This window comes from Pseudooceanicola sp. DL12, assembly GCF_056270665.1.
Genome location: NZ_CM149884.1, coordinates 1,785,652 through 1,799,271, shown reverse-complemented (window position 1 = coordinate 1,799,271; position 13,620 = coordinate 1,785,652). Strand labels below are relative to the sequence as shown.

General features: G+C 66.6%; 11 protein-coding genes. 2 read left to right on the top strand and 9 right to left on the bottom strand.

Annotated elements, in window-relative coordinates:
* Positions 1-134: 134 nt before the first annotated feature.
* Together AC0WR5_RS08425 and AC0WR5_RS08420 are read right to left on the bottom strand one after the other, a co-directional pair.
* A complete protein-coding gene (locus AC0WR5_RS08425; RefSeq protein ID WP_475868157.1) occupies positions 135-1,301 on the bottom strand; it encodes an RsmB/NOP family class I SAM-dependent RNA methyltransferase in 1,167 nt (388 codons plus the stop codon).
* 1 nt (position 1,302) lies between these two features.
* Positions 1,303-2,703 carry an FAD-binding oxidoreductase gene (locus AC0WR5_RS08420; RefSeq protein ID WP_475868155.1) on the bottom strand — a complete coding sequence of 467 codons (1,401 nt, stop codon included), beginning with the start codon at positions 2,701-2,703 and terminating at the stop codon, positions 1,303-1,305.
* 751 nt (positions 2,704-3,454) lie between these two features.
* Between AC0WR5_RS08420 and AC0WR5_RS08415 the strand changes: the two genes are divergently transcribed.
* Positions 3,455-4,390 (top strand): carbohydrate kinase family protein, encoded by a 936-nt coding sequence (locus AC0WR5_RS08415; protein ID WP_475868154.1) that lies wholly within the window; start codon positions 3,455-3,457, stop codon positions 4,388-4,390.
* A gap of 80 nt (positions 4,391-4,470) precedes the next feature.
* On the opposite strand, the gene AC0WR5_RS08410 is transcribed toward AC0WR5_RS08415, so the two are convergent.
* The 7 genes from AC0WR5_RS08410 to AC0WR5_RS08380 form a co-directional block, all read right to left on the bottom strand.
* Positions 4,471-5,934 carry a mannitol dehydrogenase family protein gene (locus tag AC0WR5_RS08410; protein ID WP_475868152.1) on the bottom strand — a complete coding sequence of 488 codons (1,464 nt, stop codon included), beginning with the start codon at positions 5,932-5,934 and terminating at the stop codon, positions 4,471-4,473.
* Between the two features lie 47 nt (positions 5,935-5,981).
* Positions 5,982-6,986 (bottom strand): ABC transporter ATP-binding protein, encoded by a 1,005-nt coding sequence (locus AC0WR5_RS08405; RefSeq protein ID WP_475868150.1) that lies wholly within the window; start codon positions 6,984-6,986, stop codon positions 5,982-5,984.
* 11 nt (positions 6,987-6,997) lie between these two features.
* Complete coding sequence (locus AC0WR5_RS08400; RefSeq protein ID WP_475868148.1) at positions 6,998-7,828, bottom strand: carbohydrate ABC transporter permease; 831 nt, start codon at positions 7,826-7,828, stop codon at positions 6,998-7,000.
* A gap of 119 nt (positions 7,829-7,947) precedes the next feature.
* The gene (locus AC0WR5_RS08395; RefSeq protein WP_475868146.1) at positions 7,948-8,820 is read right to left on the bottom strand and encodes a carbohydrate ABC transporter permease; all 873 of its coding nucleotides are present in this window, start codon (positions 8,818-8,820) and stop codon (positions 7,948-7,950) included.
* Positions 8,821-8,940: 120 nt separating this feature from the next.
* Positions 8,941-10,248: an ABC transporter substrate-binding protein gene (locus AC0WR5_RS08390; protein ID WP_475868949.1), complete on the bottom strand. Its 1,308-nt coding sequence runs from the start codon at positions 10,246-10,248 to the stop codon at positions 8,941-8,943.
* 161 nt (positions 10,249-10,409) lie between these two features.
* Positions 10,410-11,372 (bottom strand): sugar-binding transcriptional regulator, encoded by a 963-nt coding sequence (locus AC0WR5_RS08385; protein ID WP_475868144.1) that lies wholly within the window; start codon positions 11,370-11,372, stop codon positions 10,410-10,412.
* 2 nt (positions 11,373-11,374) lie between these two features.
* On the bottom strand, positions 11,375-12,061 hold the full coding sequence (locus AC0WR5_RS08380; protein ID WP_475868142.1) for an HAD family hydrolase: 687 nt from the start codon (positions 12,059-12,061) through the stop codon (positions 11,375-11,377).
* 147 nt (positions 12,062-12,208) lie between these two features.
* On the opposite strand from AC0WR5_RS08380, the gene AC0WR5_RS08375 reads away from it, so the two are divergent.
* Positions 12,209-13,594 (top strand): GntP family permease, encoded by a 1,386-nt coding sequence (locus AC0WR5_RS08375; RefSeq protein ID WP_475868140.1) that lies wholly within the window; start codon positions 12,209-12,211, stop codon positions 13,592-13,594.
* The last annotated feature ends 26 nt before the right edge of the window (positions 13,595-13,620 follow it).

Genomic DNA, 13,620 nt, shown 5'->3' with positions numbered 1-13,620 from the left:
GTTTTGCCGGGGAAACCGTTAACCGGAGATTAACATTGTACTTTCAATTCGCCATGCTTTTGTAACTGGCGGGCCACCGCCCACCGCCCACCGGCGCGGCGCTTGCCGCCGCTCGGCAGGTCACGACCGGCAGATCACGACCGGGAGAAACAGGCCAGAAAGAAGCCGTCGCCGCCGTCCACCGGGGTCAGCCGGCGACTGAGCACCTGTTGCCACTCAGGGTGACGTTCGAGGAAGGCCGCGGCCTGTCCGCCGTTTTCCTCGTCGAGAAGCGAACAGGTGGCATAGGCGAGCGTGCCGCCGGGAGCGACCAGGGGCACGACCTTGTCGAGGATCTCGGCCTGCACGGCGCGCAGGCGGTCGAGGTCCTCCTCGGTCAGGCGCCACTTGCCCTCGGGCGCGCGCCGCCAGGCGCCGGAGCCGGAACAGGGCACGTCGCAGATCACCAGGTCGAACGGAGCATTTTCGCCGACCCCGGCATCGTCGAGCAGCGTCACCGACAGCCCGGCGCGCCGGGCCCTGACCGGCAGGTCCTTCATCCGGTCCGGCGCGGCATCATGGGCAAAGAGCGCCAGGTCGGCCCGCGCGCCAAGCGCCAGCGTCTTGCCGCCCCCGCCGGCGCAATAATCCAGCACCCGCTGCCCGTCGGCGATCGGCACCGCCTCGCAGATCGCCTGGCTGGAGGCATCCTGCATCTCGAAACGGCCGGCCTCGTAGGCCGCCGTGCCCGACAGGCGCCTTGCGCCCTCGGCCACCTCCAGCGCGCTTGCGGCCAGCGGCCCGGGCAGCGCCAGGATGCCGTCGCGGGCCAGTTCCTCGGTCAGGGCCTCGGGCGTGGTCAGCGCTGTGTTGACGCGAATGTGCACCGGCGCGCGCAGGCGGAGCGCTTCGGCCACCGTGGGGGCATCCTCGCCCAGCGAGGCCACCATGCGCGGCCAGATCCAGTCCGGCAGGTCAAAGCGTTCGGGCTCGTCGCTGGGCGGCGCACCGGAGGCCAGCTCCACCGCCGTCAGCGGGCTCGGGGCATGGCCATCGCCGGTAAACATCGTCTCCGGATCGATGCCCTGGGCGCGCAGCATCCCGATCATCAGCCCCCGTCCGGACATGCCGCCGCCCCGGGCGGCAAAGCTGCGCAGGTTGCGCATCGTGTCGAAGACGTGGTCGCGCACGGCGGCACGGTCCTTGGATCCTGCAAAGCGCGACCGGCGGGCCCAGCCCGTCAGGGCCTTTTCCGCCGGCTTGCCCGCAAGGATGTCGTCCAGCAGTCCGGCTGCCGCGGCAATACGTGCTTGTGGTGTCATGTCAGGTATCGCCGAAGAGCTTGCCGGGATTCAGGATGTTCTTCGGATCCAGCGCCGCCTTGACGGCGCGCATCACCTGCAGGGCGGCACCCGCCTCGACGGCCAGCGCCTCCATCTTGCCCTGCCCCACGCCATGTTCGCCGGTGCAGGTTCCGCCCGCCGCCTGGGCGCGCTCGGTGATGCCATGCAGGAAGTCCTTCACCTTCGGCGCCTCTTCGGCGTCGTCGGGATCGTTCATCAGGATGACGTGGAAATTGCCGTCTCCCACGTGGCCGAGGATCGTGCCGACAAGGCCCTTGGCCTCGAGGTCGGCACCTGCCGCGGCAATGTTCTCTGCCAGCGCCGAAATCGGCACGCAGGCATCGCTGACCAGCCCCTTGCAGCCCGGCCGCAGCGCCAGAGCCGCCCAGTAGGCATCGTGGCGCGCCGCCCAGAGCTTGTGGCGCTTGTCGTGATTGGCGGAATATTCCACCTCGATGGCGCCCTCTTCCTCAGCAATGTCCGAGAAGAGCTGGGCCGCGTCGCGCGCCGAGGTATCGGTGCCCGCGCATTCGAAGAAGAGCGTCGGCACTTCCGGCAGTTCGAGTTTGGAATAGGCGTTGACGGCGCGGATCTGGGTGGGATCAAGCAGCTCGACGCGGCCGATGTCGAGACCGATCTGCACCAGGGTGATCACCGTCTTGCAGGCGCTGGCCAGGTCGTGGAAGGTCGCGACCCCGGCCAGCACCTCTTCCGGCAGGCCGCGCAGGCGCAGGGTGACTTCCGTGATGATGCCCAGGGTGCCCTCGCTGCCGATCATCAGGCGGGTCAGGTCATAACCGGCGGCGGATTTCACCGCCCGCGAGCCGGTGCGCACCACCGTGCCATCGGCCAGAACGACCTCCAGCGCGAGGACGTTTTCCGCCATCGTGCCATAGCGCACCGCGTTGGTGCCGCTGGCGCGGGTGGCGCACATGCCACCGATGCTGGCATCCGCACCGGGATCGATGGGAAAATGCAGCCCCGTGGCGCGCAGGTCGGTGTTCAGGCGCTTGCGGGTGATGCCCGGCTGGACCACCACGAGCAGGTCCTCCTCCCGGGTTTCAAGCACCTTGTCCATGCGGCTCATGTCGATGGAGACGCCGCCGAACGGCGCGTTCAGCTGCCCTTCGAGAGAGGAGCCGGCACCGAAGGGGATCAACGGCACGCCATGTTCATGACAGCTGCGCGCAATGAAGGAGACGTCGTCGGTGCTCTCGGGAAAGGCCACCATGTCGGGGGGCTGGGTGCCCCGGCCCGTCGCGGTGTTGGCGTGCTGTTCGCAAAGCGCCCGAGAGGTTTGCAGCCGGTCGCCCAGGCGCTGTTTCAACGCCTCCCTGACCGCCAGCAGGGCTGCCTCCTCGGGTTTCATCATCGCGTTCATGCCGCCTCCTTTCAGATCGGAATCCATGATCCGGACGCACCGCACACCGGCGCGTCGCGGATGGAGGCCGGCGGGTTCATGTCCGAGACGGGATCCACACCTACTCCTCTCGCCCATGACAGGCAAGTGACAGGCCGATGCATGGCTGCCTTGCGAAGTTGGCGCTTGAAAACGCCTGCCAAGACGGCACCGGCACGGCACGCGCCTGCACCCTCGTGAAAAAATATCCACTGGCGTCCACAGGCAACACACAGGGCGCTCTCGCCCCTCCCGGGCATCCAGGGAACACACGCCTGGGTAGTTTACCCACCAGGCCACCAACCCCCTGACTTGAAAGGGAAAACTCGGTTAATCATCACAACCCATTGAAAACGTTAACTATACGGAGATCGAAATTTATGCGTATCCGTATGACACCCTCCTTGTTTCCGGGCGGTGAAAATATTTCGGCGCAACGGGCCGCTTTCGGGCTTTGCGGCGGTTCTCCCCTGATTCACGGCTTTTGCTCCCCAGAGTTATCCACAGGCCCCGCGGGGACATTTTGCCACGGGGCGCCGCCGGTCGAAGAGCCCCGCACACCGGCCGCCGGCCATGCGCGGATTTCCCGCATCAGGCCCCTTGAAAGCCATTCGCCACACTCGACTTGAGGCCGCAAATCTCCTAGGAATTCCACAGGATAGAGCCGGCGCTCCGTCCACCTCTCCGCGGCGCCCCCAGGCCCCGCCCAAGCCCCTCCGAAAGGACACCGGACATGCTGATCTGCTGCGGCGAAGCCCTCGTGGACATGATCCCCACGCCCACCGTTTCCGGCGGGCCCGACGGCTATGTGCCGCACAACGGCGGCGCCGTCTTCAACACCGCCGTGGCGCTTGGTCGGCTGGGAACCGCCACCGCGATGATCAGCGGGATTTCCACCGATCTCTTCGGTGACCGCCTCGCCCTCGGCCTGCGCGAGGCCGGTGTCTCGACCGACCTGCTGATCCGCGCCGACCGCCCCACCACCATGGCCTTCGTCCAGCTGACCGACGGCAAGGCGAGCTATACCTTCTACGACGAGAACTCGGCCGGTCGCATGATCGACCCCGCCGATCTGCCCGCCCTGCCGGAGGACGCGAGCGCGCTCTATTTCGGTGGCATCAGCCTGGTGGTCGAGCCCGGCGCCGAGACCTATGCCGCGCTCTGCGACCGACACGCCGCCAGCCACGTCATCATGGTCGATCCGAACATCCGCGCCGGCTTCATCCGCGACGAGGCGGCCTATCGCGCGCGCCTCGGCCGGATGCTGGCGCAGGCCGATATCATCAAGATCTCCGACGAGGACCTGGAATGGCTCTCGCCCGAGCGCACCAGCATCGACGCCAAGGCCGCGGGCCTCTGCGATGCCGGGGCCGCCGTGGTCATCCTGACCCGCGGGGCCGAGGGCGCCTCGGCCTATTTCGGCGACGGCGAGAGCCTGCATGTGCCTGCCGTCCCGGCCCAGGTCGTGGATACGGTCGGCGCCGGCGATACCTTCAATGCCGGCGTGCTCTGCAGCCTGTCCGAACAGGGCCTTCTGACCAAGGCAGCCCTGCGCGGGATTGCCCCCGATGCCCTCTCGGAGGCCCTGACCTTCGGCACAAGGGTCGCCTCGGTGACCGTTGCCCGCGCCGGCGCCAACCCGCCCTGGCGAAGCGAGCTTCTGGGCTGACACCCCGCTGACCGCACAGGAAAAAGGGGCGCCCCAACCGGCGCCCCTTTCCCCTTCCCGTTCCCTGCGCGGCGCCCCGATCACCCCAGGTAGGCCCTGAGCGTCGCCTCGACGCCCTCGTCCCAGATCATGCGCAGCCAGGTGCCGAAGGCCCCGGCAAAGGCCGGATCCTGCCCGGTCGCGCCATAGACATCGCGCATCGCCAGCCAGGCGCGCGGATCGTCCCGCGCCGCCGCCGACGCCGCCTGCAGCCGCTCCCAGCCCGGGTCGTTCGGCGCCACCGCGGTGCCGTCCTCCAGGTGCCCCGCGCAGTACCGGCACCAGAGCGCCGAGAGCAGAGCCAGCCCGGTCACCGATCCCCCCGCCGCAAGCCCGTCGCGCACCGAGGGCACGATGAACTTCGGTTGCCGGTTAGAGCCGTCAAGGCAAAGCCGCCGCGTGGTGTCCTCGACCGCCGGGTTGGAAAACCGCGCGTCGATCAGTTCCAGGTAGGCCTCGGGCGTGAATTCCGGCACGGCGTGCACATGCGGCAGGATCTCCTCCTCCTCGACCTTGCGGAAGAAGGCATGCACCAGCGGATGCGCCATGGCTTCATGGGCCAGCTCGCAGCCGAGCAGCGCGCCGGGATAGGCGATCACCGCATGCCCGCCGTTCAGGATGCGGATCTTCATCCGTTCATAGACGTGCACGTCGTCGGTAAAGGTCACCCCCACCTTCTCGAGGCGCGGCCGGCCCAGCGGAAACCTGTCCTCCAGCACCCATTGGCGAAACGGCTCGCAGGTCACCGGCACCGGATCGTCGATGCCGAAGCGCGCGGCCAGCGCCCGTTCCCGCGCGCCGGTGGCCGGCGTGATCCGGTCGACCATAGCATTGGGAAAGGCCACCTGCCCCTCGATCCAGTCGGCCAGGTCCAGGTCCACCAGCTGGGCAAAGCCCACCACCGCGTCCCGCGTCACATCGCCGTTGCCCGGCAGGTTGTCGCAGGACATCACCGTGAACGGCGGCTCACCTGCCGCCCGCCGCGCCTTCAACGCCGCGACGATAGCGCCAAAGACGGTCGCGGGCCTGTCCGCCTGCGCCGCATCCGCCACGATGTCGGGATGCGCCGGGTCGAAGGTTCCGGTATCGGCCGAAACGTAATAGCCCCCCTCCGTCACCGTCAGCGACACGATCCGCGTCGCCCGATCGGCCATCTTGGCGATCAGCGGCGCGTTGTCCGGGCGGACCGGCACGAAATCGATCATCGCGCCGGTGATCCGCGCCCGGGTCCCCTCCGGGTCCAGCTCGATCACCGTCGAGAGGTAGTCCTGCGCCGCCAGCATCTCGCGCATCTCCCCGTCCGGTGCCCGCACGCCGGCGCCCGTGATCGCCCAGTCGTGGTCCACCCCGAGGGCAAAGAGATCGTCGAGATAGACCGCCTGATGCGCCCGGTGAAAATTGCCCAGCCCCACGTGCACGATGCCATGCGACAGCGCCGCGCGATCATAGGCGGGCCGCGCCACATCCGGGTTCACCTGGCCGAGAGTCTCTGCCGCCAACTTCATGACGCTGCCTCCTTATCCAAATTTTACAATGCCCTGCGGGCCGTTCTTCAGGCGATGCGCAAACCTTCTGCGTCAAAGCGATGGATCTTTTCCGGCTCCGGGCTGAGGAAGATCCGGTCACCGTGCTTCAGCGATACCTCGCCGCTGGCCCGCACCGTCACCGTCTCGGCCAGCCCCGTCTGATGGACATGGAAGAAGGTGTCCGAGCCCAGGTGTTCGCCCACGCCCACGGTGCCGCTCCAGGTGCCGCCCTCGGTCGACACGTTCAGGTGCTCCGGACGCACGCCGATGCAGGGGCAGTCGAACTTCGCCGCCTCCGGCCCTTCGATGAAATTCATCTTCGGGCTGCCGATGAACCCCGCGACGAAGCGGTTGCGCGGGGTATGGTACAGCTCCAGCGGGCTGCCCACCTGCTCGATCCGCCCCGCCTGCAGCACCACGATCTTGTCGGCCATGGTCATGGCCTCGACCTGGTCGTGGGTCACGTAGATCATCGTGGTCGCCAGCGTGTTGTGCAGCTCGGAAATCTCCAACCGCATGTTCACCCGCAGCGCCGCGTCGAGGTTCGACAGCGGCTCGTCGAAGAGGAAGGCCGCCGGTTCGCGCACGATGGCCCGCCCGATCGCCACCCGCTGCCGCTGCCCGCCAGAGAGCTGCCCCGGCCGCCGGTCCAGGTAATCGGTCAGGTTCAGCACCTTGGCGGCATTGGCCACGCGCTTCTCCTGCTCCTCCTTCGGCATCTTCGCCATCTTCAGCGGAAAGGCGATGTTCTTCTTCACCGACATGTGCGGATAGAGCGCATAGCTCTGGAAGACCATCGCCAGCCGCCGTTTCGCCGGCGGCAGGTCGGTGGCATCCTCGCGGTCGATGCGGATCTGCCCGGTGGTCACATCCTCCAGCCCCGCGATCAGCCGCAGCAGCGTGGACTTGCCGCAGCCGGAGGGGCCGACGAAAACCACGAATTCACCGTCGTCGATGGTCAGATCCAGCGGCGGGATCACCTCCACGTCGCCGAAACTCTTGGTCACCTGGTCAAGCGTGATACGTCCCATGATAGTCTTCCTTACTTCACCGCGCCGAAGGTCAGGCCGCGCACGAGTTGTTTCTGGCTGAACCAGCCCATGATGAGGATCGGGGCGATGGCCATGGTGCTGGCCGCGCTCAGTTTCGCGTAGAACAGCCCTTCGGGGCTGGAATAGCTGGCGATGAAGGCCGTCAGCGGCGCCGCCTTGGCCGCCGTCAGGTTCAGCGTCCAGAAGGCCTCGTTCCAGGCCAGGATGATGTTCAGCAGCACGGTCGAGGCCATGCCCGGCACCGCCATCGGCAGCAGAACATGCACCACCTCCTCCTTCAGCCCCGCACCGTCCATGCGCGCCGCCTCCAGGATCTCGCCGGGGATCTCCTTGAAGTAGGTGTAGAGCATCCAGATGATGATCGGCAGGTTGATCAGCGTCAGCACGATCACCAGCCCGGTGCGGGTATCGAGCAATCCGAGATTGCGGAAGATCAGGTAGATCGGCACCAGAACCCCCACCGCTGGCAGCATCTTGGTCGAGAGCATCCACATCAGCACGTCGCGGGTGCGCTTGCCCGGCACGAAGGCCATGGACCAGGCCGCCGGCACCGCGATGATCAGCCCGCAGATGGTCGAGCCCACCGAGATCACCACCGAGTTCATGAAATGCCGGAAGTAGTTCGAGCGCTCCTGCACCGTCACGTAATTCTCCAGCGTCCAGTCGAAGCGGAACCAGATCGGCGGGTCGGCAATCGCCTGGGCCTCGGTCTTGAAGCTGGTCAGGATGGTCCAGAGGATCGGAAAGAAGATCGCCAGACCCACCATCCAGGCCAGCGCCGTCATCAGCGCCTTGCGCTGCACGCTCACCTTACGCGCCATGGCCACGCCCTCCCTGCTTCATCTTTCCCGAAATACGGCGGGGTGAATGCGCCGCAGGCGCAGAGGGGCAGCGCCCCTTTTCCCGCCGGACTGCGTTGAAACACGTCATCAAATCCCCCTCACGCATCCAGGTTCTTGCCGATCATCCGCATCAGGAAGATCGCCACGATATTGGCCAGGATGATCGCCACCACGCCGCCTGCGCTGCCCATGCCCACGTCGAACTGCAGCAGCGACTGCGCATAGACGAGGTAGGTCAGGTTGGTGCTCGCCGTGCCGGGGCCGCCATTGGTGGTCACCAGGATCTCGGCAAAGATCGACAACAGGAAGATCGTCTGGATCAGGATCACCACCGTCACCGAGCGCGCCAGGTGCGGAACGATGATGTGGACAAAGCGCGAAAAGGCCCCCGCCCCGTCCATTTCCGCCGCTTCCAGCTGCTCGCGGTCGAGGCTCTGCATCGCCGTCAGCAGGATCAGCGTGGCAAAGGGCAGCCACTGCCAGCTGACGATCCCGATGATCGACAGCAGCGGCGCCTGGCTCAGGAAATCGAAGGGCTGCAGCCCGAGCGCCTTGGCGAGATAGGCAAAGAGCCCGTTCACCGGGTTCATGAACATGTTCTTCCAGACCAGCGCGCTGACCGTCGGCATCACGAAGAAGGGCGCGATCACCAGGATCCGCACGATCCCCTGGCCCCACATCGGCTGATCGAGCAGCAGGCCCAGCAGAACGCCGCCCACCACGGTGATCAGCAGCACGCCGCCCACCAGCATCAGCGTGTTCACCAGCGCCGAGCTGAAGGCCGGATCGGTGAGGAAGTAATAGTAGTTTTCCCAGCCCACGAAGGGATGGTCGCCCGGCATCAGCAGGTTGTACCTGAGCACCGAGAAATAGAGGGTCATCGACAGCGGGACGATCATCCACGCCAGGAGAAGGACGACCGACGGCGAAATCATCAGCCTCGCCGCGCCGCGGGAATGCTGTGTGGCCATGGTTTTACCTGCCTTGTTGGGCCCGCGTTCAGGCCGGGCTCGCTTGGGATCTTCGAGGGGAGCATGACCGGGGGCGGTGAAGGACCCGCCCCCGGCCGTCGCGAAGTGCCGGAGCTCAGATCACTTCTGATAGCCCGCGCGCTTCATCTCGCGGTTGGTCAGCTGCTGGGCATTGGCCAGCGCCTGATCCGCCGTCACCTGCCCCGCCAGTGCGGCAGAGAACTGCTGCCCTACCGCGGTGCCGATGCCCTGGAACTCCGGGATCGCCACGAACTGGCCGCCGGAATAGGGCGTTTCCTGCACCGACTGGTGCTGGGTGTCCGCCGCATTCATCGAGTTCAGCGTCATCTCGGCAAAGGGCGCCGCGGCCTTGTACTCCTCGTTTTCATAGAGCGAGGTGCGGGTGCCCGGAGGCGCCGCGCGCCAGCCTTCCTTGCCGGCCACAAGCGCGGTGTAATCCTTGCTGGTCGCCCAGGCGACAAAGGCCTTGGCCGCGTCCGGCGCATCGGTCGAGGCCGGGATGCCGAGGTTCCAGGCCCAGAGCCAGTTGCCATGGTTGTCCATGTCGCCCTTGGTCGGGAACTGGGCAAAGCCCACCTTGTCGGCCACGGTGGACTCCTTCGGATCGGTCACGAAGCTCGCCGCGACGGTCGCGTCGATCCACATGCCGCACTTGCCCTGCTGGAACAGCGCCAGGTTCTCGTTGAAGCCGTTCGACGAGGCGCCCGGGGGGCCGTACTTGTCCATCATGTCCACGTAATCGGTGGCGGCGGCCGTCCATTCCGGGCTGTCGAACTGCGCCTGCCAGTCCATGTCGAACCAGCGCGCACCATAGGAGTTCGCCATGGCCGTCAGGAAGGCCATGTTCTCGCCCCAGCCCGCCTTGCCGCGCAGGCAGATGCCGTAGATCTCGTTGTCGCGGTCGGTGACCGCCGCGGCAGCCTTCATCACGTCATCCCAGGTGGGCTGATCGGGCATCTCGATGCCGGCCTGCTCCATCAGGTCGGTGCGATACATGATCATCGCGCTCTCGCCGTAGAACGGCGCGGCATAGAGCGACCCGTCGTAGGAGAGCGCCCCGGCCACGGCCGGCAGGATGTCCTCCGCATCCCACTCCTCCGGCAGGTCGTCCAGGCTCATCAGCCAGCCCTGCTTGGCCCAGATCGGCACCTCGTAGGTGCCGATGGTCATCACGTCGAACTGGCCGCCCTTGGTGGCCACGTCCTGGGTCACGCGCTGGCGCAGCACGTTTTCCTCGAGCGTGACCCACTCCAGGTCGATGTCCGGATGGGCATCGGTGAAATCCTGCGTCAGACCCTGCATCCGGATCATGTCGCCGTTGTTGACGGTGGCGATGGTGATGGTCTCCGCCCCTGCACTGCCCGCGCCAAACGTCATGGCGGTACAGGTCAATGCGGTACAGGCCATCAGGGCCGCCCCTGAGGTGACTTTCATGGTATTCCTCCCTTGGCATCTGAGCAACTGCTCAGGTGATGGGCTATTACCCACACAAAGCCATGTGACGAGTCAAGAAAATCTTCCGCCGCAGCGCAGAGCCGCCCGCGCGCCAGGCGCGGTCCGTCAGGGTGTCAGAGGTCGAGCAGCGCCTGGGCCGAGATCTCGTCGGTGATCAGCCCGGCCAGCAGCCCGCCCTTCAGCGCGCCGCGCAAAGCCTTGATTTTCTTTGCACCTCCAGCGATGCAAAGCGCCGCACCGGCGGTCTTTTCCACCCGCACGCCGACCATCAGCCGGTTGATCCGGTGGTCGAGGTAGCACCCCTCGGCGTCAAATACATGGCCGCAGATTTCTCCCACGGCACCGGCTCCCCGCAGGCTTTCCAGTTCCTCGGCGGTAATGAACCCGTCGACGAAGAGCGGTGCGTCGGGGCCCATCTGGCCGATCCCCACGATGACGCGACCGGCCTGTTCGGCCAGGGCGCGGCTGCTGCCGACATGGGGCAGCGAGCGATAGAGCGCCAGCTCCGCCGCGTCGCGCGCCATCACCGGCACCGACATCGGGTAGTGCAGCGCGCCGGTGCGATCGGCGAATCGCATCACCACCTCGTAGAAGCTCGCCGAGCCGTCCGGGCTGACATTGCCGATCAGCGAGACCAGCTTGTGATGGCTGCCCTCGACCGCCTGCATGTTCTCGACCACGGCGCGCAGCGTGCGCCCGGTGCCGAGGCCGATCACCTCCGGCGCCGGCCCTGCAAAGAGCCGCTCCAGCTCCACCGCGGCCACCGGCGCGATGGCCTTCAGTGCATCGCCCTCGCCGCCCAGGCTGGGCGCCACGCGCGCCAGTTTCAGGCCGAATTTCCGTTTCAGATCGCGTTCCAGCTCCAGGCAGGCGGCCAGCGGATGGTCGATGCGCACCCGGATCAGCCCGTCCTGCATCGCCCGTGCCACAAGGCGCTGGGCGCGCTGGCGCGATATGCCCATTTCCTCGGCAATCCGGTCCTGGCGCATGCCACCGACGTAATACATCCAGGCCGCCCGCGCCGCGTCGTCCTTCAGCGCGCGGTCGCTGTCATCGCCATTGCCTGCTGCCACCATACCTAACCGTCCGTTCGGAAAAGCCCGGGGGCAAGATGCGGCAATTCCCCGAAATGTGCAAAGTGCCTTTGCGGCGCCACCTGCATTTCGCCCGTCAGGTCGAGCCCCTTCAGGTGGCTGCCCCCGCGAAAATGCCAGACCTCCATGCCCGCGGCCAGCCCGGCGCGGATGCCCGGCAGGCTGTCCTCGATCACCAGGCAGCGCGCCGGCGCAACGCCCGCCTTTTCCGCCGCCCGCAGGAACAGATCCGGCGCCGGCTTGCCCCGCGCCACCTCGCTTGCGGTGGTAAAGCGCTCACCGAAAAATTCCGTCAATCCAACGATCTGCATGGAGGTCTTCATGCGCTCGGCGCTGCTCGACGTGGCAATGCAGCAGGGCACCTGCGATGCCTCCAGCACCGCCATGACGCCTGGCATGATCCGAAGCTCGCGGGCAAAGGCCGCCAACAGCCGTGCGCGATAGGCCGCCTCGAACCCCTCCGGCAGGTCGATCCCGAACTCGGCCCGGATCTGCGCCAGGACCACCGGATAGGACCGGCCGAGGAAATGCCGCGCAATATAGGGCAGGTCCACCGTGACGCCGTGATCGGCCAGTACCGCCACCAGCATCCGCGCGCTGATCACCTCGCTGTCCACCAGTACCCCGTCGAAATCAAAGATCACCAGATCGGCTTCGGTTTCCGCCGTCACGCGCGCTCCCCCCTTCCTTTTGCCCGCACCTCTGGCGGCTCGCGCATATCACCCCACAAGGCGAACTTAGCAATAGCCATACACGCGTCATATTCTTACGCTTACATAGGGAACATTTTTCTACCCGAAAGAAACTCAGGGGGACACATGGGTATCGTCGTCATTCTCTTCTGCCTCGGGCTGCTGATATTGCTGGCCTACCGGGGCATCTCGGTGCTGCTTCTGGCTCCGGTGCTGGCGGTGCTGGCCGCCGCGCTCTCCGGCCTGCCCGTGCTGGCCAGCTACACCCATATCTTCATGGGCAACACCGGCGGCTTCATCATCACCTATTTCCCGCTCTTCCTGCTGGGTGCGATCTTCGGCCGCCTGATGGAGGTCTCGGGCGCGGCCCAATCGATCGGGACCTGGAGCGTGGAAAAGCTCGGTGGCCAGCGCGCGATCCTGGCAATCATCCTGTCCTGCGCCGTGCTGACCTATGGCGGGGTGTCGCTCTTCGTGGTGGCCTTTGCCGTCTTCCCGGTGGCCGCCGCCGTCTTCGAGAAGGCCGCGCTGCCCGCCCGGCTGATCCCCGGCACCATCGCCCTCGGCGCCTTCACCTTCACCATGACGGCCCTGCCCGGCACCCCTTCGATCCAGAATGCCATCCCCATGCCCTTCTTCGGCACCACCGCCTTTGCGGCGCCGATCCTCGGCATCGTGGCCGCGATTGTCATGCTGGCGGTGGGCTATGCCTGGCTGCACTGGCGCGCGGGCAAGGCGGTGGCCGCCGGCGAGGGCTATGCCGACAGCCTGCCCCTCGGCAGCGCCGTCGCCCCTGTCGAGGAGGAAAAGCTCGAGCACATGCATGTGGCGCTTGCCGTCATGCCGATCGTGCTGGTCATCCTGGTCAACCTGCTGCTGTCGAAACTGGTCTTCCCGGCGATGGACCTTTCCTACCTGGCAGAGCCGCTCTGGGGCGAACAGGCGCCTGCCGACGTCATCGGCATCTGGTCGATCACCGTCTCCCTCACCCTCGCCTGCCTCTCGGTCTTCCTGATGAAACCCGCAAAGGCCGCGGGGCTGATCCCCGCCCTTTCCGAAGGCGCCGAGGCCTCGGTGCTGCCGATCTTCAACACCGCCTCGCTGGTGGGCTTCGGCGCCATCATCGCCGCCACCCCGGCCTTCGACGCGCTGCGAGAGGCGATCCTGGGCATCTCTCCGGGCAACCCGCTGATCTCGCTCGCCATCGCGGTGAACATCCTCGCGGGCATCACCGGTTCGGCCTCGGGCGGCATGTCGATCGCGCTGGAAACCCTGGGCGATCAGTACCTTGCCCTGGCGACCGCCGCCGGGATCTCTCCGGAAGTGCTGCACCGGGTCACTGCCGTGGCCACCGGCGGCCTCGACGCCCTGCCGCACAATGGCGCCGTCGTCACCCTGCTGGCGATCTGCAACATGACCCACGCCAAGAGCTATATCGACATCTTCATCGTCGCGCTCGTCGGCCCGATCATCGCGCTGATCGTGATCATCGCCCTGGCCTCGATCTTCTGATCAGCCCGATGCGCCAACGAAAAAGG

Coding starts and splice junctions, on each gene's coding strand:
- AC0WR5_RS08425 (WP_475868157.1), bottom strand. CDS start 1,301: ATGACACCACAAGCACGTATTGCCGCGGCAGCCGGACTGCTGGACGAC.
- AC0WR5_RS08420 (WP_475868155.1), bottom strand. CDS start 2,703: ATGAACGCGATGATGAAACCCGAGGAGGCAGCCCTGCTGGCGGTCAGG.
- AC0WR5_RS08415 (WP_475868154.1), top strand. CDS start 3,455: ATGCTGATCTGCTGCGGCGAAGCCCTCGTGGACATGATCCCCACGCCC.
- AC0WR5_RS08410 (WP_475868152.1), bottom strand. CDS start 5,934: ATGAAGTTGGCGGCAGAGACTCTCGGCCAGGTGAACCCGGATGTGGCG.
- AC0WR5_RS08405 (WP_475868150.1), bottom strand. CDS start 6,986: ATGGGACGTATCACGCTTGACCAGGTGACCAAGAGTTTCGGCGACGTG.
- AC0WR5_RS08400 (WP_475868148.1), bottom strand. CDS start 7,828: ATGGCGCGTAAGGTGAGCGTGCAGCGCAAGGCGCTGATGACGGCGCTG.
- AC0WR5_RS08395 (WP_475868146.1), bottom strand. CDS start 8,820: ATGGCCACACAGCATTCCCGCGGCGCGGCGAGGCTGATGATTTCGCCG.
- AC0WR5_RS08390 (WP_475868949.1), bottom strand. CDS start 10,248: ATGGCCTGTACCGCATTGACCTGTACCGCCATGACGTTTGGCGCGGGC.
- AC0WR5_RS08385 (WP_475868144.1), bottom strand. CDS start 11,372: ATGGTGGCAGCAGGCAATGGCGATGACAGCGACCGCGCGCTGAAGGAC.
- AC0WR5_RS08375 (WP_475868140.1), top strand. CDS start 12,209: ATGGGTATCGTCGTCATTCTCTTCTGCCTCGGGCTGCTGATATTGCTG.